The following is a 20,933-nucleotide window of genomic DNA, read 5'->3' on the forward strand; positions in this document are numbered from 1 at the left end:
TATCAGCCCCTCACTGCCCGCACCACGTAGTCTGTTCCCTCGTGCCATGTTCGCGAGGCAAGCGGGTTCCTGGTGCAGGCATGGGCATAGTCATAGTCGATATACCGGTAAGGCAGGTGCGCATCGCGATGCGCGGCGATGCCTAGTCGCCGGGTCTGGATTACCCTGCCGGGTCGTTCACCAGTGTCATCGATATAGAACTCTCCCGCATCAAACTGCCTGGCATTCCAGTCTTCGACAGCCAGGCGCAGCGCACGGCACAACAAGGTCTGACCCGCACACAAGCGATGTAACGGCCGCTTTTCCGCGTAGGCCTGCTGCATTAAATCAATCATGCGCTTGCCGCTGAGCCTATGCGGCCAGGGATAGGCCGACTTGATCAGCACGGCATCGCCTTCGCCTTCCGTACTGACATTGAGTGATGGCCAGCCGCGGGCATAGTACATATAGATTATACCCGCCGGCATGAACATGGCGCGGCGTGCATGGCTATACCCCAGGGAAGAATGACTGGCGCGCTCATGCCGGTAGTAGGCCTCGGTTTCGATTATGCGCGCGGACAGCCACTGCCCCTGGAAGCGCCGTCGAATCACCTTGCCCAGCAGGGATTGGGCAACCTGCTCCGCCTCCGCTGAAAAAAAACCTTGTGCCAGCCTGGTCATGCCTCGGTTACCCTGATTCCACTCCGATTACCATTGTACCGGATTTCCAGTTCGCCACCGAATTTCAGCATCAGGCTATTGACGGCAATTTGGTTAGTTTGGTAAACTAATCAGATGGAAAACTTGAAACTAATCAAGGTTTTAGAAAACTTGCGCCGCATTGAACGGTTGATTTGCCCAATTTTAAACGCATCCGGCATCACATTGGCGCAGATGCGCCTGATGCACCAGATCCAGGCCCTGGAGCCCGTAGCCTCGTCGAAGCTGAGTGATCACCTCGGTATCAGCCGGGCGTCGGTTACCGGCCAAATCAAGGAACTGGAGCGCCTCGGCCTCAGTGAGAGCCGCCCCCATCCCTCGGATGGCCGCTCATCACTGATTTCCTTGAGCGACCTTGGCAGGCAACGCTTTGACGCCATTGTGTTGACCTTGTCCGGCCTGGAACAACAAATGGACAGCGCCGTGTTAACACCGCTGTCAGATTCTCTTGAACAACTCGCCGGCTCACTGGCGTAGCCCGATTCTTCCCGCTTATCTATCCCTGGAGTAAACCCATGAACGCACAACGCATGATGTACCTGTCCCTGTTTATTGTTCTGTCACTCGGTATCTGGCTGACCGGCTACAGCACAGTTCACTGGATTTTCTATATTCCGCTCGCAGCATCCGGCTTTGCCTTTGCTACCGGCATCTGTCCGAATATCGTCATTTGGCGCAAACTGGGATTCAAGTAATCCTGTACTCACCGACCGGGGTTTTCCCGGTCGGTGCAGCTTCGCAATTTAACGCCTTCATCACTGGATAAACGGCACTTGCTGGCCGATGATCCACCCTATCGCCATCCCCTGCCCTTCCTGATTAAACAAATTATTTTTCCTTTTTTAACAGTAACTTAGTTCGTATTTCTATTATTAAGACGAGCAACTGACCGGTTATGACCGACCGCCCCCAACTGGCACATCGGGAATAAATGACTACGCTTATTCTGAAAAGATCACAAGTAAGCATGAATTAACTTGTGAGTGATCAATGCTCCATCTAACTGCCGTAATGAGTCGTGCGCAACGAAATTATCGGCAACGGGGCCAGGAGCATGACCTGAAGTCTTGTTGTGCCAAGCCAGCCTGGGCGTCGCCCACAAAGGTAGCAGCCGGCACATGACCCAGGGGATGGCTTATTTTGACAGAAAGGTTTCGATGTCTTTTAGCGAAATATGCGAAGCGGCATCTCGAGCATAAAAGGCCTTGGCAACAGTCAGGTCAGAATTGATCAGGATGTCGGCAGGCAACAAAGGCTTGAAGGCGCCCAGGGTAGGCAAAAAACCCTTGGAAAACGCTTTCAGAATTCTCGGAATTCTGAAGAAAGCAAGAAGCAGTGACGGCCAGGATGATTCGACACCGTAGATGTCGTACACCTTGCCTTCAGGGTCGGCCAACATCGGGAAGGACCGGTTTTGGCGACCGACATAGCGACGAATGCCGTCGTAATTGGATTTGAACAAGGCCAGCATTACCAGGCCCTGCTTTTCATACCCGGCCTGGCGCCGGGTTAATTCGAATATACGCAGGTTGCAGAACGGGCAGCCCGCGTCACGGTAAAAAGACAGGAGTATTTTGTTGCCCTTGTAATCGGAAAGTGAGCATGGATTTCCCTGCATATCCAGCAGGGTGAAATCCCGCGCCCGGTCGCCGGTTCGAACTTTCATACGCGCAACAACACCAATTTTGTCGAATACTTACAAAATAGTTGATGTAAATGATTTGTCTATAATTAAATTAGTTCCAAAAAGCTGTCAATAACGAGCTGAAAAAGCACTGAAACGAGAAGCACCTATGTCACGACCCATCCGTATTGAGTACCCTGGCGCTACATATTACATAACCAGTCGGGTCCCTCCTTCACAGCAGGCATTCTGTGACGAGCGCGACCGTATCCGGTTCCTGGACATTCTCTCCCAGACTATCAAGCGGTCCGGCTGGGTTTGTCATGCCTGGTGCCTGATGGATGATCATTATCACCTGATTATCGAAACCCCCAAGGCCAACCTGTCCCAGGGCATGCGCCAGGTAAACGGTATCTACACCCAGGAATACAATCGTCGCTACTTTAAGAAAGGTGCGCTGTTCAAAGGCCGGTTTAAGGCCATATTGTTTGACAAGGACGCCAACCTGATCAAGCTGGCTCGTCACCTCATGCTGAATCCCGTGCGTCTTGAGCGGTGTGATTACGCATCACAGTATCGCTGGAGCAGCTTCAATGAGGTGATCGGACAATCCGGGCAAGCAAAACCCATTAGTGCCCGCGACTGGCTGCTTGCTCAGTTCGGCGAAAATCCTGCCGATGCCATTAATCGATTCCAGGACTACGTCAACAAGGGAAGTGACCCCGAAAACCCCTGGCGCGCGGTGCGTTACCAGCTGTTTCTTGGGAATGCCACTTTCGTTGAAAAACATCGCCAGTACATGGACAAGGACTCTGCGCCATCGCCGGAAACCCGTACACCATTATCGGACCTGTTTGACAGCAATACCCGTAAAGACCGCTCTGAACGAGACCGGACCATCTGCGACGCCCACTTACGTCACGGTTACACCTTGACCGAACTGGGCCAGCATCTCGGGCTGCATACTTCCACGGTAAGCAAGATTCTCAAGAAACAGGGCGTATAAATTCGCACCGAATCATGGGTTTGGCGCGGTACTTGACGGAACGATGCCAAGCCCCTACATTCATCCCCGCTTCAGGTGTCGCCAATGGCGATGAAACGGGAAGCGGGTGCGTCTGAGACCTCATGTCCTGACTATTCCCGCGCTGCCCCCGCAACGGTAATCGAGTTGCGGTACACCAACACCACTGTATCTACCCGGCTGCAAATTCAGTATCCGGCCACGATATGGGAAGGGGTGTACCCGGACAACAGTCCACTCGTAAGCCCGGAGACCGGCCTGCAGGCAACCGTAATGCTGCGGGCGGGCGGCAAGGTTCGGGCTACCTGGTTTATTCCTACCCCTTCCTGAGCTCTCCCCGGTGACAACAATCACTATGCACGGGCGTGTGCATATTCGGAGAATTCAGATGAAGTTTCCTGTAATAGCGGCAGCAACTGTTGCCGCACTTGGTTCTACCTCTTTTGCCGCAGCAGAAGAATCCACTGACAACACCATCATCGTTACAGCAAGCCGTTCCGCCCAGACTGTTGATGATGCCCTGGCATCGGTTACCGTCATTACCGCTGAAGATATCGCCAACAGCCAGGCACTGTCGGTCGAAGAAGTACTCGAAGGTGTCGCCGGTATTGATCTCACCAACAGCGGTGGTTATGGCAAAATCACATCACTGTACATGCGTGGCACCGAGTCTGATCATGTTGCCGTTCTGATTGACGGTGTCCGCATTGGCTCAGCCACCAGCGGCACGACTCCCTGGGCCGATATCCCGTTATCACAAATCGAACGCATTGAAATCGTGCGCGGTCCGCGTTCAAGCCTGTACGGCTCCGATGCCATTGGCGGCGTTATCCAGATTTTCACCAGGAAGGCTGAGGGCAACCGTTCAGCGGCATCTGTGGGCGCCGGCAACCATGGCACACGTCGCGTCTGCGCCAATGTATCATCACAAAACGGTGTGGCCTGGCACAATGTCAGCCTTGAGCGATTCAGTACCGAGGGTTTTAACGCAACAGATGACAATTTCTATGCGCCTGAAGCTGACAATGATCCCTACGTTCGCAACAGTGTCAACGTACGCGGCGGTGTTGCCGTCAAGGATGCTGCATCATTCGAAGTGAACGCGCAATACAACGAAGGCACCAGTCACTATGACGGCAGCGTATTCTTTCCCAATGTTGCCGACTTTGACCAGCAACTGTACGGCACCGCTATCACCATGAAAACCGGCGGCGCCTCGCAGCTGAAACTGCAGGCTTCGCGCGCAATGGACAACAGTACCAACTACCGCATTGACGGGTCGGTCACTCCGGACACTTACAATACCCAGCGTGACCAGATGCTGATCCAGTCTGACCTGGATTTTGGGCGCGGCGGACTGGTTGTTGTCGGTATTGATTACCTGGATGAATCCGTAGACAGCAGCACTGACTACGCCCGCGACACCCGCTATAACAGCGGTGGCTTCCTGCAATACTCTGCCGGCACAAAGCTGGTTGATGCGCAGGCATCAGTACGTCGTGACAGGAATGAATGGTATGAGGCGCAGACCACCGGCAACCTGTCTGTTGCCGCCAAACTGGCGCCGGTGACGGTAATTGCCGGTTACGGTACCGGTTACCGCGCGCCGACGTTCAATGATTTGTTCTGGAACGATCCGGCTACAGCCACCTATTTTGTCGGCAACCCTGACTTGTTGCCGGAAACATCACATTCAAGCGAACTGGGTATTCGCGGCAATCACGCCCTGCTGTCCTGGGAACTGAACGCCTACCGTACCAGCATCGAAGACCTGATTGCCTACAGCTTCCCGACAGTCGTCAATATCAACAAGGCTGAAATCAAGGGAGCCGAAGCGCGCGTATCGTCCCGCATCGGTGGGCTGCATATCGCGGCCAACTACACCTGGCTGGACCCGCGCGATGCCGACACTGACAAGGTTCTGCCTCGCCGCAGTCGCACAATGGGCAAGCTCGACTTGTCCTGGAAGGGTGGTATGGGTACTGTTGGTCTTGATACGAACTATCATGGCAAACGCTACAACGATGCAGCCAATACTGTTGCCCTGGATCCATATACCGTCAGCAACCTGTACTGGAACCTGGCACTGTCTGATTCCTGGTCCTTGCGTACGCGCATCGACAACCTGTTTAACCGGGAATACCAGACCGTGGATACCTACAACCAGGCCGGTCGAACCGCCTTTATCAGCCTGCAGTATGAATAATCACGGCTGAATACGGCGTGGGCAACCTGGATACAGCATCACATCGACTGCCAGTCCTGGTACTGGCATCGACGCTGATCCACGTTGTCCTGCTTGCCGCCGGCCCGAGCCGACCGCTCGTAGCCGGACACCACACATTGCAGCCGGACATTGCCGCCACCCTGGAAGCAGTCCGTCAGCGCAGCACGCGCGCAGCAGGTGAATCAAAACCCAATCCGGTCCCGGAAACTGTCGACAACACCCTGGCAGACAACAGCATGACATCCGGTCACGCTGCTGCCGACTTGACCGACCAGTCCCCCAATACTGAAACCAGCTACCAGGCAGCGGCGAGTGCCGTCCAGGCTGGCATTGGCAAACAACTTAACCGGTATTTCCACTACCCGGCGCTGGCCAGGCGGCGCGGCTGGGAAGGCCTGGTGCTTTTGGATTTCATTATTGATGATGAAGGTCAGCTTAATGATATACGGATCAGGAAAAGCTCGGGTTATGAACTGCTTGATAGTGCAGCCATGGATGCACTAAGCAAGGTCCAGGTGCATCCGGTTCCTGCCCGGACATTGCTTGCCGCAATCAACCTGGAGCGGTTATCAGTACCGGTCATTTACAAATTGGTGAACCGCTAACATGGGTAGCCCATCCATCTTGCGACTGCTTATCCTGCTGTTATGCACGGCCACCACTGACCTGGTCATCGCCAGCAACGCGGCGAACCCTGATCAATGTCGACGTATTATCAGCCAGTCCCCTTACATTACCAAAACACTCCAATGGCTGAATCTTGGCAAGTGTATTGTCGGCGTAAGCCGATTTGATGAACTGGATTTGCCCCATACCGGTGGAATACTCGATCCTGATGTAGATGCCATTGCCGCACTGGATCCCGACATTATGCTGACATCCAACTGGACGCCGGAACAAAACTGGCAACCGGTTACTCCCGGCCGGACCGTAGCTCTGCGACTGGACGGTTTTGCCAGCATGCAGCAAGTAGAAGACAATCTTCATCTGATCGCGCAAGCCGCAGGTAATCCGGAATTGACGGCCCGGGCAAAGACATTCGCCTTGCTCTGGCGACGCAAGGCGGCGCAGGTGCAGGGCAACAACAAGCGTGTCTTGCTACTGTCGGCTTGCAGCGGTACGCCCTACTCTTTTGGACGCGAGCGCTGGCTGACCGAGCTGTTCAAAGAGGCGGGCTTCGTACCGGTTGAGACAGCGGAAAAGCTGCGCCATATTCGTAAAGGCGAGGAAGTCGAGCACCTTAACGAATTGATTCACCTGCTTGAACCCGAGCTGATTTTTGTATTTGAACGCAAACACAACAGTCAATGTGCCGCCATACCGCCGTCAACCGGTATACGTATTATCAACCTGGACGGTGAATTGTTTCTGCATCCGGCACCGGTACTGCTGAAAGGCATTGATGAACTGGTAGCACGCAAGGCAACATGGAGCCAATGATGTCACAGGATCAGGATAAAAATCAGCGCCATCGGTCGCGCATGCAAAAACACAAGCAAGTCGTCGATGCGGGCATGGCCCGGGCCACTGAAGATCGTGGCGTCGTGGTGGTAATGACGGGTAATGGCAAGGGCAAGAGCTCATCCGCATTTGGCATGGCCGCCCGGGCACTGGGTCACGGCATGCGCATTGCCATCATCCAGTTTATCAAGGGCAAGGATACAACCGGTGAAGAAGCATTCTTTCGCCAGTTTGACAAGGTTGATTATCACGTCATGGGTGAAGGCTTCACCTGGGAAACCCAGGATCGCGAGCGTGATATCAAGACAGCAATGACTGCCTGGGAAAAAGCTGAAGAATATTTATCCGATGACCGGTTTGATATGGTCATCCTCGACGAGCTCAATATCGCACTGAAGATGCATTACATACCGGTTGATCGCGTGACCGATGCGCTGGGCCGACGCCCAACCATGCAGCACGTGGTGATTACCGGGCGTGCTGCACCGGATGCTCTCATCGAGGCTGCTGATACAGTAAGCGAGATCAGGGAAATCAAGCACGCCTATAAACAGGGTGTGCGCGCACAAAAAGGCGTGGAACTGTAGCGATCAGCGGGTCAGTAACTTGCTGTAGACCGCTTCATCAAATCCGACCTGAATATGTTTGCCAATCTGCAACACCGGGCGCTTGATAATGGCCGGGTTATCCAGCATTAGCGACATGGCTGTGTGACGGTCGATGTTGTCACGCGCTTCCCGTGACAGTTTGCGCCACATCATGCCGCGCCGGTTCAGCAACACTTCCCAGCCAACGGCTTTTTCAAACCGTGCCAGCATGGCTCCATCAATACCGTCTTTCCTGAAATCGTGAAACCGGTATTCAACATTACGCGCCTCACACCAGCGTCGCGCCTTTTTTACCGTGTCACAATTGGGTATGCCAAACAAAACTGCCGTCATAGTGACGGCAGTATACCAGCCCAAGACTGATCAACAAATTATCCCGCTGTTTCCATCCACGGGAGCTTACACGACCTTGGCAACATTGGGTTCTGTGCTGCCTTCCGGCATGCAAGCCTGGCAATAGGTCTGACCGGTGCGCACATGGTATTGCGCCTTGTCGCCTTCATGCATTTCACCCTGGCAGCCATCACACAATGATCCTATTGCCAGGACAATACTGTCATACCCTTCCAGCGGCAGTTCACGACCGGCAAAGCGCTTGGGGATCGGCTCATCCTTTACGATTTGCTTGCGAAATGCCTCACTGATACGACGAATATGCTGAACATGCTCATCGGCCACACCGTGATTGGCAAAATGGCGCGCCAGCATATCCTCCCGATAATCAAACAGGTCGTTGGAGATAACCATCCAGTGATGCGCATTGCGTGGACGCTCACCGAAATAAACCGGTTCGCCGGACAAAATGGCGTAAAGAAAATTGTACTGTTTCTCGCGAACACGCTCGATCGTGACGCCGTGGAAAAAATGTGCCAGCTGGGGGTCGGCGTACACCTCTTTATAAAAGTCCGTCAGCACCTCTGTCAGAATTCTGCCCTCGTCCAGCGCCGCCCACAGCTCCAGATTTGGCGCCAGGTCACCGGCCCGTCGTTTTTGTGGCTTGCTCATCAAACTTCTCCGCGATTACCCTTCAATTCAATAGCTTGTAAACATGCACAAAATATACATGTTTATCAGACCCCTAGCAGTATAGACCAATAGTACCGTAGTGCCAGCTGCATTTCGGGGTCCGCGACGAAACCTGCCTGATTTCTCTGGCTATATGACTAATGTTTACGATCTCCCCGGGCGCTGCGCACCTGGTCCAGCGCTGCGCACACCTGATCAGCACCATCGAGAATGCGGGGACTGTGGCGCTGCAAAATATCCGGTGCCACAAAAAACAAATGATTATTGCTGACCGCGCGCAGCTTCGGCCATTGGCGCCAGTCATCCAGCCATTCCGGACGTGCCTCGTCCATGCCGCTGGCGATGATTGCCCGGGGATCGGCAGCCAACACCGCCTCCAGGCCGACCTTGGGAGTAGGCACAGGCAGATCGGCAAAAATGTTTGCCCCACCACAAAGCCTGATCACCTGGCCAATCAGGTGGCTGTTTGTTGCCGTCATTAACGGCTGATGCCATAACTGGTAAAACGTGGATACAGGCCTGGCATTTTCATACCGTTGTTTCAGGCCTTCATACCGCACCTGGAACCGCGCGGCAACCGCCTGGCCAGTCTCTTCCTCACCAACAAGAACTGACAGGCGTCGCAAGTGACTGGCGACATCCGGCAAATCAACCGGCTCGGTAACATAGACATTTAATCGCAACTTTTTCAGCCTATCGATTGCCGGTGGACCATTGCCATCCCGCCAGGCGATGACGAGATCCGGTTTCAGATTCACAATCCGCTCTACGTCAAGCCGATGGTAACCACCTACCCGCGGTATCGCCTTGGCAGCTTCAGGATAATTACTGAAATCCACGGCACCGACAATTCGGCTACCGGCGCCGACTGCAAACAACATCTCCGTTGCATGTGGAGCCAGGCTAATGATTCGCTGCGCCGGCCGGTCCAGTGTCACACTGATGCCGAGGTCATCCTTGACCGACAATGGCGCCGCAAGCACCGGCAAGGACAGGCAGGCCGTGCACACGAACAATATCATTCCACCTTTCACCTGCACGACTCCTTGACCAACCGGGTGATATCAACGTCTTTCCGGCTGTCACTCACCGCAACCGGTTTTACTGGCGATCCGGGAATCCGCCCGCCCGATAACTGCAGGCAACGATCGCCATTCCGGACATTTTTCTGCTGATTCCCGAGCCTGAAGAGCCAGCGTTTTATGCCATACTCCGGCCCATGTCCACAGCAACAATCATGGTTCAGGGTACCACGTCCGACGCCGGGAAAAGTATCCTGGTCGCGGGACTTTGCCGCGTCCTGTATCGCCGCGGTATCAACGTGGCGCCATTCAAACCCCAGAATATGGCGCTAAACAGCGCGGTTACGGCTGATGGTCTCGAGATAGGCAGGGCCCAGGCGGTTCAGGCTCACGCTGCCGGCCTTGAGCCCCATGTTGATATGAACCCGGTACTGATCAAACCCAGTTCCGACATTGGCGCCCAGATCATTATCAATGGCCGCGCCATCGGCGACATGGATGCCAGCGTTTACCATGACTACAAGAAGGTCGCACGCGATGCCGTACTGGCTGCCTACCAGCGACTCGCTAACCGTTATGACGCAATCATAGTAGAGGGCGCCGGCAGCCCGGCCGAGATCAACCTGCGAGACAATGATATTGCCAATATGGGATTCGCCGAAGCCGTGGACTGCCCGGTAATCCTGATTGCCGATATCGATCGCGGCGGTGTATTTGCCCACCTCGTCGGTACGCTGGCACTGTTGACCGCTACCGAGCGTGCCCGGGTCAAGGGGTTTGTCATTAACCGCTTCCGTGGCGACATTGCCCTGCTGCAATCCGGACTGGACTGGCTGGAACAGGAAACCGGGATTCCGGTCCTCGGTGTCCTGCCCTATCTTCATGGACTGCATATCGAAGCCGAAGATGCGCTGCCTGTACAGCCTGGAAGCCTGGCAGACCTGCGGCTGTTCCGAATCATTGTTCCGGCCTTGCCGCGGATCAGCAATCATACTGACTTTGATGCACTGCGACTGCATCCGGATGTTGCCTTCCAGTTTATCGGGCCGGATCAAGCCATTCCGGCAGCCGATTTGATCATTTTGCCGGGCTCCAAATCAGTTCGTGCCGACCTGGACTGGCTGCGCCAGCAAGGCTGGGAACAGGCAATCCGGCGACACTTGCGCTTCGGTGGCAAGCTGCTCGGGATTTGTGGCGGCTTTCAGATGCTGGGCAACACCATACATGATCCCGACGGTGTTGACGGCCATCCTGGCAGCAGCACTGGCCTTGGCTGGCTGGATATGGACACACAAATGCATCAGCAAAAGCAGTTAAACCAGGTTTCCGGTTTGCTCGTTCTCGGTAATACGGAAACCCGGCTTACCGGCTACGAAATTCACATGGGTCAAAGCCATGGCAGCGCACTGTCACGACCGTTTGCCCGGATCGGCAACAGTCACGACGGCGCACAATCGGAAGATGACCTGGTGTGCGGCAGCTATGTTCATGGCTTGTTTGACCAAAAAGATGCCTGTCACAACATTCTGCGCTGGGCCGGGCTGGAGAACAGCTCGACTCCCGATTACCAGCAACTGCGTGATCAACATATCAATCGTTTGGCAGATGCTATCGAGCAACACCTGGATACTGCTCGCCTGGACCGTATTCTGGGAATCAGGAACGCTAACTGACAGCAATGCCCGCCGATCCCGGCAATCCCCGAAACAGCGACTATAATTATAGCCACTGAATGAAAAGAGCACCCGTTTCCAGAGGTGCCACACACGAGGTTAGAGCATTGTTTTCCGGTATGCGCCCATATCGCCTGAACCTGGTTCATGGCGTGATTATTGTTCTGTTGTCTGCCGCGCACCCGGCATTGCCTGCTTTTGCCCAAAATCCGGATACCGAGCAACACTGGTTGATCAGCAGTATCAGGCTGGACGGAAGCCGCACCGGAGTACGAGTCAGTCACAGAAAAATGGAAACCACACCGCTGTGGTTACCAGGCACCACATCTGTCCCACTCAGCCTGGATGATGCCATTGCCAATTTTCAGCGCTGGAGCCGGGAGCGGCCTGACAAATATACCGAACTGTACGTCGAACAAATTACGCTTAATGAATATGGCTGCCCTGATCACAAGGGCCACTGGTATTATGTTGTACACTACTCATATGAAGGGAATTCCGGAAAATCAGGTAACTCAAGGCAACAACAGCGGTCAGTTGCAGTGGTATTGATGGACGGTTCCGTTATTGGCACCAGGACTTACCGGGAATAGGGATCGCCTAGCCAGTCATCAATGCGGCGCCAACCAGCACGGTCAACTCCACGACTTCAATCATCGCGCCTGCGGTATCGCCGGTGGTTCCGCCAATACTCCTGATCATCAACAGTCTCAGCACAAATGCCATGAGCAGTGTCAACAGCACAACCAGTGGCGCCCATAATCCCAAAAGTACCACGGCAAAAGCCAGTGACAATGCAACCGATATCCAGGAGGATTTCGGTGAAAGATGATCAGCCAGTGGTCGGCCCAGGCCTTCGCCACGCACATAGGGCGTAGTCAGAAACAACGCCACCACGGCAGCGCGGCCGATAACAGGCGCGGCCAGTAACGCGGTCCAGCCTGGCGTTGATGACAACAATTGCTCCAGCGCTGCAAATTTCACCAGCAACACCAGCACGATGAGTACGACGGCAGCGACACCGCTATCGGAGTCTTTCATGATTTCCAGCGTGCGCTCACGATCGCCATGACCACCGAGCCAGGCGTCAGCGCTGTCGCCAAGCCCGTCAAGGTGCAAGGCTCCGGTAATCAACACCCAGGCCGAGAGAATCAAAGCCGCCTGGAGACTGGCGGATGCTGTATAGAAGGGCAGTTGCAACAACAGCAGGATACCGCCGATAGCAAGGCCAACGACAGGATAAAATATCAGCGACTTGCCACGATCTTCATCGCCGACCGATTCCGTTGCCGGGACCGGTATACGGGTGAGAAACTGAAATGCTACCCGGATTGCCTTGAGCCAATGCATATCGCTACTCCCTGATGTCCGGACCTGTCAACATTTCCCATTGCGCCGAACCGCTGACAGCGGCGCCAACCCGGATTCGCACAGCCGCCGCATAAGGCAATGTGATACGAAATAACATGGGATAGGGTATCCCTAACAGCGACTGCAATACAACCCGGATTACCCCGGCATGTGTTACTACGAGGACGTGATCCTGGCCAGGTGAGTTCAACAGGCGCTGCCAGCCGGTCATTACTCGATGTCTGAAGTCAGTGAGTCTTTCGCCATTTGGCGGTGCCTGGCTTTCAGGGTCATCACAGAACCGCCTGAGCCTGGCTTCATCGGTTGCCAGCACATGCTCAAATGATTGCCCTTCCCATTCACCGAAATGTATCTCGCTGAATTCCGCATAAATACTCAAAGGCAAGTCATGCTGTTGCTGCAGCTCAGCGGCAAAATCAAAACATCGGCGTAACGGCGAACTGACAAGTCTGTTCCAGGCGGGGGCCTGGCAAAAACTGCGCATTTGCTGCCAGCCAAAACCCGTCAAGCCATGATCCGTGGAGCCGCGATAAACGTTTCCACCTTCCGGTTCACCGTGACGCAACAGATCGATAATCAAAACAGTCTCACGCGCCCTTTTCCGAAACGCCGGCTTCAGCAAAGGTGGCCATGCCGTTGTGCAACGCCAGTGCCAATCGCAGCATGGGAACAACCACTGCAGCACCACTTCCTTCGCCCAATCGCATATCCAGGTCAAGCAGGGGTTTCGCCCGGAGATGTTGCATCATCAACCGGTGGCCAGGTTCTGCCGACGCATGCGCAAACAGCATCCACGGTCTCACCGAGGCATTAATCCCGCATGCAACCATGGCTGCGGCCCCGGCTATGAAGCCGTCCACAAGAATCGGGACTCCTGACTGCGCGCAACGTATGTAAGCGCCAACCATGGCAGCAATCTCAAAACCGCCCATACGACACAAAATATCCACGGGCTGCCGTGGACTCAAGGCATGATACAGCAGTGCCTGGTTGATCAGTTCGGCCTTGCGGGCCATACCGTCTGCATCCAGGCCTGTACCCGGCCCCGTTAACTCGCGCGCATCTACTGATAACAAGGCCGCGGCCAATGCTGTCGCTGACGTGGTATTGGCAATTCCCATTTCGCCGGCAATAAACAGTTGCGTTCTGTCAGCACGAGCCTGTTCGACTGCATCAAAACCGGCCAACAGCGCCCGGGCCAACTGCTCCCGGCTCATGGCATCATACCTTGAAAAGTTACGGGTACCTGCAGCCACCCGTGCATCGGTTACACCTTCAAGCACTTCCAGAGATGAAACCGTACCAACATTGACCACCGCAAGTGTTGCGCCCAGCTCCCTGGCGAGTATGCTGATCGCCGCACCGCCACGGGCAAAATTTCGCACCATTTCCGCTGTCACCGCTTGCGGGAATGCCGATACCCCTTCTTCGGCAACGCCATGATCAGCAGCAAACACAACAATGGAAATTCGATCCAATGTCGGTGCGTCGCAAGCTTGCATGGCGGCAATGGCGCACGCCACGTCCTCAAGGCGACCCAGCGACCCCGGCGGTTTGGTGAGATTCATTTGACGCTCACGCGCGCGCTGCAGACTTGGTTCGTCCGGCGGCATTGCGGATTCCAGCCACCAATCAGTACTCAATATGCCTCCCTTTCAGTACCAGTGGCAGGCCGGCCATGGTGACGACAACACGATCACAAGTCGTCGCCAGTTGCTGGTGCAGCCTGCCAGCATGGTCAACAAATGCACGGCTGAGTTCACCCATGGGAACAATGCCCTGGCCTACCTCGTTACTAACCATAATCAGGATGCCTTCATATGTCTTCACCGTGGTAACCAGCCGGGTAATCCTGTCATGAACATCGGGCTGCTCCAGGTTATTGCTGAGCCACAAGGTCAGGCAATCCACGAGCACGCAGAACCCCTGTCCGGACAATCGCAACAATTCAGATTCCAGCTCGAGAGCTTCTTCGATTACCTGCCACCCGGAGGGTCGTTGCTGCCTGTGCATGGCAATACGCTGGGCCATTTCATCATCCCCGGCTGCTGCAGTTGCCACGTAGACTACCGGTAACCCGGAAGCCATGGCGAGATTTTGTGCAAGCTGCGACTTGCCCGAACGGGCGCCACCAAGAATCAGTTGTTTCATCTCAAGACTGAATGATTGCGGATATCATGACGCGGTTCAGCCTACACGCCCAGCCATGATGCCAGGCTCATGACAATCGCGAGCACGCCGAGGAACAGTACTGAGCGCCACGCCAACGCAACTGCCCGTCGCACGGACGCCGAATCGGCATGCTGGTAACCTGGGTCAATGGCCTGCGCTGATGATTCCTCGTCAGGCTCCATCTCTTCACCGGCTTCCTGCCCGGCACGCTCAATCTGCAGCGCAGCCAGTCCCGTAGTAGCAACCACTGTTTCACTGTTACACCAGCCAGACGGCGTATCGCGCCAGCCATGAACCGCGTCGGAGAAATTACCCACCATGGCAAAACACATGGCCGAACAACGCGCAGGCAGCCAGTTAATGGCGCAATAAACCTGTTGCACCGGCAAGCCAAACTGGCCGAACCGGTCCCCGGTCCCCTGCCACCGCTGACGCACAATGCGGGTCAGCATCTGCATTACCGAGCCGACAGGGCCGAGCAATGCAAACCAGAACAACGGCGCGATAACCTGGGTATTGGCGCGACACAGGATGGTCTCGACGGCTGCCTCGGCGATAACGGCCTCATCCTCCCTGAGAACGCTGTGACCACTGAATGCACGTAACAGCGATTGCGCCTCGAGCAACCGGCCGCGCTTCAATGCATGGCCTATTCGATTGGCAGACTGGTGCAACCCATCGATGCGGATACAGAAAAACAACAAAACGATATCCAGTGCAAAGCCTGTCAACATGCCGAATTGCCAGGCCACCCAGCGCAACAGCACAACCAGCACCAACACCGGCACCAGCACCAACAACAACGCGATCACGCCTTGAAATACCTGGCCACCGTTAAACCGCTGCTCAACGCTGTCTACCCAGTCCTTGTACCAGGGCTCAGGATCAACCCTGGACCGGTCTCCAAGCCATCGATCCAGCGCACCCGCTCCAATACCTGCCAACAACACATCAATCATATTTATTTTGTCTGGACCCGTAATTCCTCGCCGGCTGTGCCGACCCCCAAATGTGCACCAATCATATCAAGCCGAACACCGGCTACGATAGCGCTGCCAGTCAAAATACGGCCCTGGATCGGTTTTTCGTGTCGGCGCGATATCGGCATGACCGTATATTCTGTCCACGGAAATGTCCGGGTACGCATCCATCAGCGCCCGGGTCACCCCGGCCAGGCACTCGTACTGCGCCTCCTCAAAAGGCGTGAAATCGTCGCCTTCCAGTTCAATGCCGATGGAAAAATCGTTTACCCGCTGGCGACCCTCACACTCCGAAACCCCGGCATGCCAGGCACGCTGACCCAAAGGGACAAACTGAATTAATTCTCCGTCACGACGAATAAACAGGTGCGATGAGACTTCCAGACCCTGGATTTCGCGAAAATACTCGTGATGCGAAACATCCAGGCAATTGCAGAATAACTGCTCTACATACGGCCCGCCAAACTGGCGGGGGGGCAAGCTGATAGCATGAATGATCAGAACTTCGGGCACGCAACCGTCCGGCCTTGTATCAAAATTGGGTGAACCAACAAATCGCGCCGGCGAAATCAAACCGCTTTCGGGATCGACATGCATGACTGGAATTTCCCTTGCTGAACATCCGTGCCAGACCGAACGTTACCATGATGAATTATCCCGGGCACCGGTTTCCATACAGAGACAGCTCAACAAAGAGAAAAATGGTGCCGAAGAGGCGAATCGAACGCCTGACCTACGCATTACGAGTGCGTTGCTCTACCGACTGAGCTACTCCGGCAACGGGGATTTTCAGGATCGCGAGTATACACAGTCTGCGGGATACAGGTAAAAGCCAGGTGACCACCGCGTCAACCTTGTGAGCAATTACTGTCTCGCGCTGTGGAGCTTATTTTTTCTGGTGCCAGCGCACAATCAGCTCGATTGATTCGAGCTCGGCACCCTCAGGCAGTGCAGGCAAGCCGATGACATTGACCGACTCACCATCGATATCCTTCAGTTCACCGGTATCGGTGTTGAACATATGATGATGAGGGCCAGTATAGGTATCAAAAAACACCCGGTCAGGATCAGCGATTACTTCCTTCACCAGGCCTTTTTCAGCAAACAACCCGAGCGTGTTATAGACAGTTGCCTTGGAAGCGCGCTTGCGGCTGAAGCCATTGGCAATTGAAGCCATGGCGGCATGATTGACCTTGTTGTACACGTCTTCTGCCGAATAGTGGCCACGCTCAGCAAACAGGATAGATGCAATATCAATACGCTGCGCTGTGGGCAGTATCCCGTGCGCTTCAAGTCTACGGCGAATCTCGCCAGCATTGATTCTGCCGGACTCAGCGCCTGATTCCGGCGCGCCGGGCCGGTTAGCGGATAGTGTCTTAGAAAGGTCTTCCATATGGTTGAATTATAGACAAATTCCGGCTCAGGTCTAGACGCGGTCCAGATGATAAGGCATTACATCTACCGATGGCGCCTCGCCCAGCAAAAGCTCCACGGCCAACCGGGCGGAGGCTGGTCCCAGCACAAAGCCATTGCGGTAATGGCCGCTACAAACTACCACGTTTTCGACTCCCTTCAATCTGCTGATTACCGGAACACCGTCAGGAGACCCTGGCCGCAGCCCGGCCCATTGTGTCTCCACCGGCATACCGGCCAATCCAGGCACCATATCTATCGCGGCGTCGCGCAGTTCTACCAGCGCGTCCTCGGTCGTCGACTTGTCAAAACCGACGTCCTCCAGCGTACTCCCTGCCAGAATGCGTCCATCTGCCCGGGGAATCAGGTACCTGCTCTCTTTCAGGACCATCGTATTGAGCCACCCCGGCTCACCCCGAAACAGAATCATCTGTCCTCGTACCGGCTTCACCGGCACTGTCAGGCCCAGCGACTCCATAAATCTCCCGGTCCACGCGCCCATGGCAATCACGACCCGGGACACAGGCACAACACCCCGGCTGGTTTCAACACCCCGGGCACGTCCGGCATCAAATTGCAGGGCCTGCGCTTCTGTCCCCACCAAGAATCGGCAACCGCGCTGCTCAAGCTCTTTTCGTAAAGCCGAGAGCAATCTTGGATTTCGCACCTGTGCAATGTGTGGCATCCAGACGGAGGAGCCTTCAATCGAGAGCAGGCGGGGGCTCAACGCCGCCACTGCTTGCGCGTCAACAACGGCGGAATCACCGCCAAATTTCTTTGCCCAGCCTGAAAACATGGGCCCCGGATCACCGGCAACCAGTAAGCCGGTACGACGCCACTGCGGATCCACGCCGGTTCGACTGCCCAGACCCGCGCAAAACTCCCGGTAATAGTCCTGGCTCCAAAGAGCAAGGTGGTTCACGGCGTCTGGATACCGCCACGGATAGAGCGGAGACAATATCCCCCCGCCTGCCCAGGAGGACTCCCTGCCGATCTCGCCTTTCTCGATCAGGCAAACCTGTTCACCACGCTCGACCAGCGAGTGAGCGACCAACAAGCCGATAATACCGCCGCCGATAACTGCGATTTGATTATGTGAATACGTCATTCGAATAAAAACTGGCAAAAAAACATGGCCATAAGCAAGACCCGGCTACCGGACAATGGAATTGTACACATACACGTTTCGTCTACACTTGTAGTAATAGAAATAACATCTTTGATTGGTTGTGGAGCCTTATACAGGTATTTATACGATGTTTCGACCTAGCAGCATGCCTATGATCAACCAACAACGCGACACAACCTTATACACACGCATCCCGTTTGTCGGCCTTAATCAACCGTTTATCGGTGATAACAAAACCTCCATACGACCGTTTATCAGAGAGAATAGACCGTTTATCAGAGATCAAGGATTTACACTCGTTGAGCTAATGATTACCTTGGCGATCCTCGCGGTGATTGGCAGCTTTGCCCTGCCCTCATTCCGGGACACCATTCTGAATATGCGCATTCGCACTGAAGCGAGTGAACTGGTCGGCGCATTCCAGATTGCCCGCTCAGAATCTATCAAGCGTAAAGCCTTTGTTGCAGTATGCGCCAAAAACGCCGCGTCTTCGACCTGCAACACCGCGGCAACCACGAGCTGGGATGATGGCTGGCTGATCTGGATCGATACTAACCGTGATGCAGTGTTTGACGGAGGCGAGGAATTAGTCCGGCAGTCTGATGGCATGAGTTCCGGCGTCATCATTAATACATCAGCGTCACTGCCAAATCTCAGCTACCTGCCGGACGGATCAAGTAACGTGGCCGTCGGTACCGAGTTTCGCGTTTGTGACAACAATCGCACCGGCGAACTGGGACGCCGGGTAGAGCTGACCCTGACTGGCAGGGCCAAAGTAAGCGAATACACTTGCCCGTAAACTGTAACAAGAGAATTTCACGGTGATTATGTTAGACAAACCCACAATTCGGACAGCGAAACATGCGGCCGGCGCCACCATGATCGAAATCCTGGTGACCGTGGTGATTCTCGCGGTTGGCTTGCTCGGTATCGCCGCACTGCAACTGACATCGAAAAAATCCAGCTTTGAATCAGTTCAACGAACAACTGCTTCCATGCTCGCCCAAGGCATCCTGGAAAAAATGCGCGCCAACGCCGGCAATATTGGCGGCAAGGCAGACACCCCTGCCACCTATAACCCGGCCCAGCCATTGAATGTTTACGCGGGCACGCTGGAAAATCCGGCAGCCGCCATATCAGCTGCCACCTTCACCAGCGAGCCCGCGCCCAATTGTGGCGGCACCGGGACACCTTGTTCGCCATTACAACTGGCCACCCATGACCTATGGGAATTTCAGCAGGCACTCATCGGCGCCACGGTAACCGACAGCCTCACCCAGACAGCCAATATAGGTGGTCTCGTGTCTCCCATTGCGTGTATTGACAGTTTTGTAACCGAAGCTACAACTGTCGGCATACCACCGAAGCCAACTCGTGCGGGACGCTATCGCATCACCATTGCCTGGCGCGGACAAACGGAAATTTCTGACCCGGATCCAAACAATCCCTGCGGCCAGGCCAGCGGCAACTACGACGGCGATACTGCCGGCGACAACGATCACCGTCGCCTGATAGTTGTTGACACCATGATTGCACAATCGGATCACTGATGATGAACACACGCACGCCACCTATAACATACCAGTCAGGCCTGACCCTGATTGAGCTCATGATTGCCGTCACCCTCGGGCTTATGCTGATTGCGGCTGTTATGGGCGTCTTGCTCAGCTCAAACCAAAACTATCGCCAGGATGATGACCTGGGTCGCATGCAGGAAAACGGCCGCTTTATCATGCACAAGCTGGACGAAGAATTTGGCATGGCCGGCTACTGGGGTGGCGCCACTTACGCCGGCGGCATTGACAAGTCCGGTATTACCTTTCCGACCCAGTGCGGCTTCAGCCTGGACCCAGCCAACCCGGATACACCGGTAATCACCGGCGCCACCCCGGGCGCTTTCGGTACGTGCGTGAACTTCCACAAGACGGGGACACCTATATTTGTGTTCAAGCGCGCCAAGGGCTCTTCTGCCGCGACCCAGGTTGCAGGCAACCCCTATATCATCAGCAATGACTACAACGCCCGGTTGCGCATACATAGTCCCGGCGATGTTGCTACTGAACCGGCTGCCAATGAAAAGGCCCGTGAATACCTGATCAACATGTATTACATCAAGGATCGCAACAAGAACAATGACCCGGTTCCAACCTTGTATATGCGTCGCCTGGAAATTGTCGGCGGCGCCCCACAACTCGTGGAATACGAGGCTGCCGAGGGAATCGAAAATATCGTTGTCAATTTTGGCATTGATGTGAACAAGGATGGTATTGCCGACTATTTCAACGACGCACCGACCACCGTTGAGCTCAAAAAGGCAGTAACTGCACGCATCTTTATTCTTGCACGTGCCAGTGGCCAGGATGTTACTCACAAGGACGATATCATCTACAACCTCGGCACTGTCCAGGTGAACGGAAATGGCGACCAGTATCGGCGCCGGCTGTTCACAAAAACTGTTGTGATGCGCAACACCGCGTACATGGCCCAATTGAACTAGCAGGT

The 20,933-nt window shown here is 54.9% G+C and carries 25 protein-coding genes, 1 tRNA gene and 1 riboswitch; of the genes, 12 read left to right on the forward strand and 14 right to left on the reverse strand.

Annotated elements, in window-relative coordinates; all coding sequences use genetic code 11:
- Nucleotides 1-2: 2 nt before the first annotated feature.
- Nucleotides 3-662 carry a DNA-3-methyladenine glycosylase gene (locus OEZ10_02365; protein ID MDH5631819.1) on the reverse strand — a complete coding sequence of 220 codons (660 nt, stop codon included), beginning with the start codon at nt 660-662 and terminating at the stop codon, nt 3-5.
- A gap of 114 nt (nt 663-776) precedes the next feature.
- Between OEZ10_02365 and OEZ10_02370 the strand changes: the two genes are divergently transcribed.
- Nucleotides 777-1,178 (forward strand): MarR family transcriptional regulator, encoded by a 402-nt coding sequence (locus tag OEZ10_02370; GenBank protein MDH5631820.1) that lies wholly within the window; start codon nt 777-779, stop codon nt 1,176-1,178.
- A gap of 38 nt (nt 1,179-1,216) precedes the next feature.
- The gene (locus OEZ10_02375) at nt 1,217-1,396 is read left to right on the forward strand and encodes a hypothetical protein (protein MDH5631821.1); all 180 of its coding nucleotides are present in this window, start codon (nt 1,217-1,219) and stop codon (nt 1,394-1,396) included.
- A 440-nt stretch (nt 1,397-1,836) separates the two neighbouring features.
- Here the strand turns inward: OEZ10_02375 and OEZ10_02380 are convergent, their stop codons facing one another.
- On the reverse strand, nt 1,837-2,367 hold the full coding sequence (locus OEZ10_02380) for a peroxiredoxin family protein (GenBank protein ID MDH5631822.1): 531 nt from the start codon (nt 2,365-2,367) through the stop codon (nt 1,837-1,839).
- Nucleotides 2,368-2,494: 127 nt separating this feature from the next.
- Between OEZ10_02380 and OEZ10_02385 the strand changes: the two genes are divergently transcribed.
- The 5 genes from OEZ10_02385 (at nt 2,495) to cobO (ending at nt 7,624) form a co-directional block, all read left to right on the forward strand.
- Complete coding sequence (locus OEZ10_02385; GenBank protein MDH5631823.1) at nt 2,495-3,331, forward strand: transposase; 837 nt, start codon at nt 2,495-2,497, stop codon at nt 3,329-3,331.
- 56 nt (nt 3,332-3,387) lie between these two features.
- Nucleotides 3,388-3,626: riboswitch (cobalamin riboswitch) on the forward strand.
- Nucleotides 3,627-3,737: 111 nt separating this feature from the next.
- Entirely contained in the window at nt 3,738-5,555 is a 1,818-nt protein-coding gene (locus tag OEZ10_02390; protein MDH5631824.1) for a TonB-dependent receptor, read from the forward strand.
- 17 nt (nt 5,556-5,572) lie between these two features.
- A complete protein-coding gene (locus tag OEZ10_02395; protein MDH5631825.1) occupies nt 5,573-6,181 on the forward strand; it encodes an energy transducer TonB in 609 nt (202 codons plus the stop codon).
- Between the two features lies 1 nt (nt 6,182).
- Nucleotides 6,183-7,016, forward strand: coding sequence for an ABC transporter substrate-binding protein (locus OEZ10_02400; GenBank protein MDH5631826.1), 834 nt, complete (start codon nt 6,183-6,185; stop codon nt 7,014-7,016).
- Nucleotides 7,016-7,624, forward strand: a complete 609-nt coding sequence (cobO, locus tag OEZ10_02405; protein MDH5631827.1) for a cob(I)yrinic acid a,c-diamide adenosyltransferase — start codon at nt 7,016-7,018, stop codon at nt 7,622-7,624. Before OEZ10_02400 ends, cobO begins: the two co-directional genes overlap by 1 nt.
- Before the next feature lie 3 nt (nt 7,625-7,627).
- On the opposite strand, the gene OEZ10_02410 is transcribed toward cobO, so the two are convergent.
- From OEZ10_02410 to OEZ10_02420, 3 genes are all read right to left on the reverse strand, one after another.
- Nucleotides 7,628-7,978 carry an ArsC family reductase gene (locus OEZ10_02410; GenBank protein MDH5631828.1) on the reverse strand — a complete coding sequence of 117 codons (351 nt, stop codon included), beginning with the start codon at nt 7,976-7,978 and terminating at the stop codon, nt 7,628-7,630.
- Between the two features lie 66 nt (nt 7,979-8,044).
- Entirely contained in the window at nt 8,045-8,650 is a 606-nt protein-coding gene (locus OEZ10_02415; GenBank protein ID MDH5631829.1) for a group 1 truncated hemoglobin, read from the reverse strand.
- A 158-nt stretch (nt 8,651-8,808) separates the two neighbouring features.
- A complete protein-coding gene (locus tag OEZ10_02420; protein MDH5631830.1) occupies nt 8,809-9,693 on the reverse strand; it encodes a cobalamin-binding protein in 885 nt (294 codons plus the stop codon).
- A 197-nt stretch (nt 9,694-9,890) separates the two neighbouring features.
- Here OEZ10_02420 and OEZ10_02425 point away from each other — a divergent pair, with 197 nt between their 5' ends.
- Nucleotides 9,891-11,366 (forward strand): cobyric acid synthase, encoded by a 1,476-nt coding sequence (locus tag OEZ10_02425; GenBank protein ID MDH5631831.1) that lies wholly within the window; start codon nt 9,891-9,893, stop codon nt 11,364-11,366.
- 119 nt (nt 11,367-11,485) lie between these two features.
- A complete protein-coding gene (locus tag OEZ10_02430; GenBank protein MDH5631832.1) occupies nt 11,486-11,959 on the forward strand; it encodes a hypothetical protein in 474 nt (157 codons plus the stop codon).
- A gap of 7 nt (nt 11,960-11,966) precedes the next feature.
- On the opposite strand, the gene OEZ10_02435 is transcribed toward OEZ10_02430, so the two are convergent.
- From OEZ10_02435 to thiO, 9 genes are all read right to left on the reverse strand, one after another.
- A complete protein-coding gene (locus OEZ10_02435; protein MDH5631833.1) occupies nt 11,967-12,716 on the reverse strand; it encodes an adenosylcobinamide-GDP ribazoletransferase in 750 nt (249 codons plus the stop codon).
- A gap of 4 nt (nt 12,717-12,720) precedes the next feature.
- The gene (locus OEZ10_02440; protein MDH5631834.1) at nt 12,721-13,317 is read right to left on the reverse strand and encodes a histidine phosphatase family protein; all 597 of its coding nucleotides are present in this window, start codon (nt 13,315-13,317) and stop codon (nt 12,721-12,723) included.
- A gap of 7 nt (nt 13,318-13,324) precedes the next feature.
- The gene (gene cobT / locus OEZ10_02445) at nt 13,325-14,380 is read right to left on the reverse strand and encodes a nicotinate-nucleotide--dimethylbenzimidazole phosphoribosyltransferase (GenBank protein ID MDH5631835.1); all 1,056 of its coding nucleotides are present in this window, start codon (nt 14,378-14,380) and stop codon (nt 13,325-13,327) included.
- Nucleotides 14,370-14,888: a bifunctional adenosylcobinamide kinase/adenosylcobinamide-phosphate guanylyltransferase gene (cobU, locus tag OEZ10_02450; protein ID MDH5631836.1), complete on the reverse strand. Its 519-nt coding sequence runs from the start codon at nt 14,886-14,888 to the stop codon at nt 14,370-14,372. The genes cobT and cobU overlap by 11 nt, the downstream gene beginning before the upstream one ends.
- 41 nt (nt 14,889-14,929) lie before the next feature.
- Entirely contained in the window at nt 14,930-15,868 is a 939-nt protein-coding gene (ampE, locus tag OEZ10_02455) for a regulatory signaling modulator protein AmpE (GenBank protein MDH5631837.1), read from the reverse strand.
- Nucleotides 15,869-15,934: 66 nt separating this feature from the next.
- Nucleotides 15,935-16,486 carry a 1,6-anhydro-N-acetylmuramyl-L-alanine amidase AmpD gene (gene ampD / locus OEZ10_02460; GenBank protein ID MDH5631838.1) on the reverse strand — a complete coding sequence of 184 codons (552 nt, stop codon included), beginning with the start codon at nt 16,484-16,486 and terminating at the stop codon, nt 15,935-15,937.
- A gap of 105 nt (nt 16,487-16,591) precedes the next feature.
- Nucleotides 16,592-16,667, reverse strand: a tRNA-Thr gene (locus OEZ10_02465).
- Nucleotides 16,668-16,775: 108 nt separating this feature from the next.
- Complete coding sequence (locus tag OEZ10_02470) at nt 16,776-17,282, reverse strand: transcriptional repressor (GenBank protein MDH5631839.1); 507 nt, start codon at nt 17,280-17,282, stop codon at nt 16,776-16,778.
- 33 nt (nt 17,283-17,315) lie between these two features.
- A complete protein-coding gene (thiO, locus tag OEZ10_02475; protein ID MDH5631840.1) occupies nt 17,316-18,410 on the reverse strand; it encodes a glycine oxidase ThiO in 1,095 nt (364 codons plus the stop codon).
- A 172-nt stretch (nt 18,411-18,582) separates the two neighbouring features.
- Between thiO and OEZ10_02480 the strand changes: the two genes are divergently transcribed.
- Genes OEZ10_02480 through OEZ10_02490 form a run of 3 tightly spaced genes read left to right on the forward strand, consistent with a single transcriptional unit; the run spans nt 18,583 to nt 20,928 of the window.
- Nucleotides 18,583-19,230: a GspH/FimT family pseudopilin gene (locus OEZ10_02480; GenBank protein ID MDH5631841.1), complete on the forward strand. Its 648-nt coding sequence runs from the start codon at nt 18,583-18,585 to the stop codon at nt 19,228-19,230.
- 28 nt (nt 19,231-19,258) lie between these two features.
- Nucleotides 19,259-19,981 (forward strand): type IV pilus modification protein PilV, encoded by a 723-nt coding sequence (gene pilV / locus OEZ10_02485; protein ID MDH5631842.1) that lies wholly within the window; start codon nt 19,259-19,261, stop codon nt 19,979-19,981.
- Nucleotides 19,981-20,928 (forward strand): PilW family protein, encoded by a 948-nt coding sequence (locus OEZ10_02490; GenBank protein MDH5631843.1) that lies wholly within the window; start codon nt 19,981-19,983, stop codon nt 20,926-20,928. The genes pilV and OEZ10_02490 overlap by 1 nt, the downstream gene beginning before the upstream one ends.
- The last annotated feature ends 5 nt before the right edge of the window (nt 20,929-20,933 follow it).

This window comes from Gammaproteobacteria bacterium (assembly GCA_029880545.1).
Lineage (GTDB): Bacteria > Pseudomonadota > Gammaproteobacteria > Acidiferrobacterales > SZUA-150 > JAOUOD01.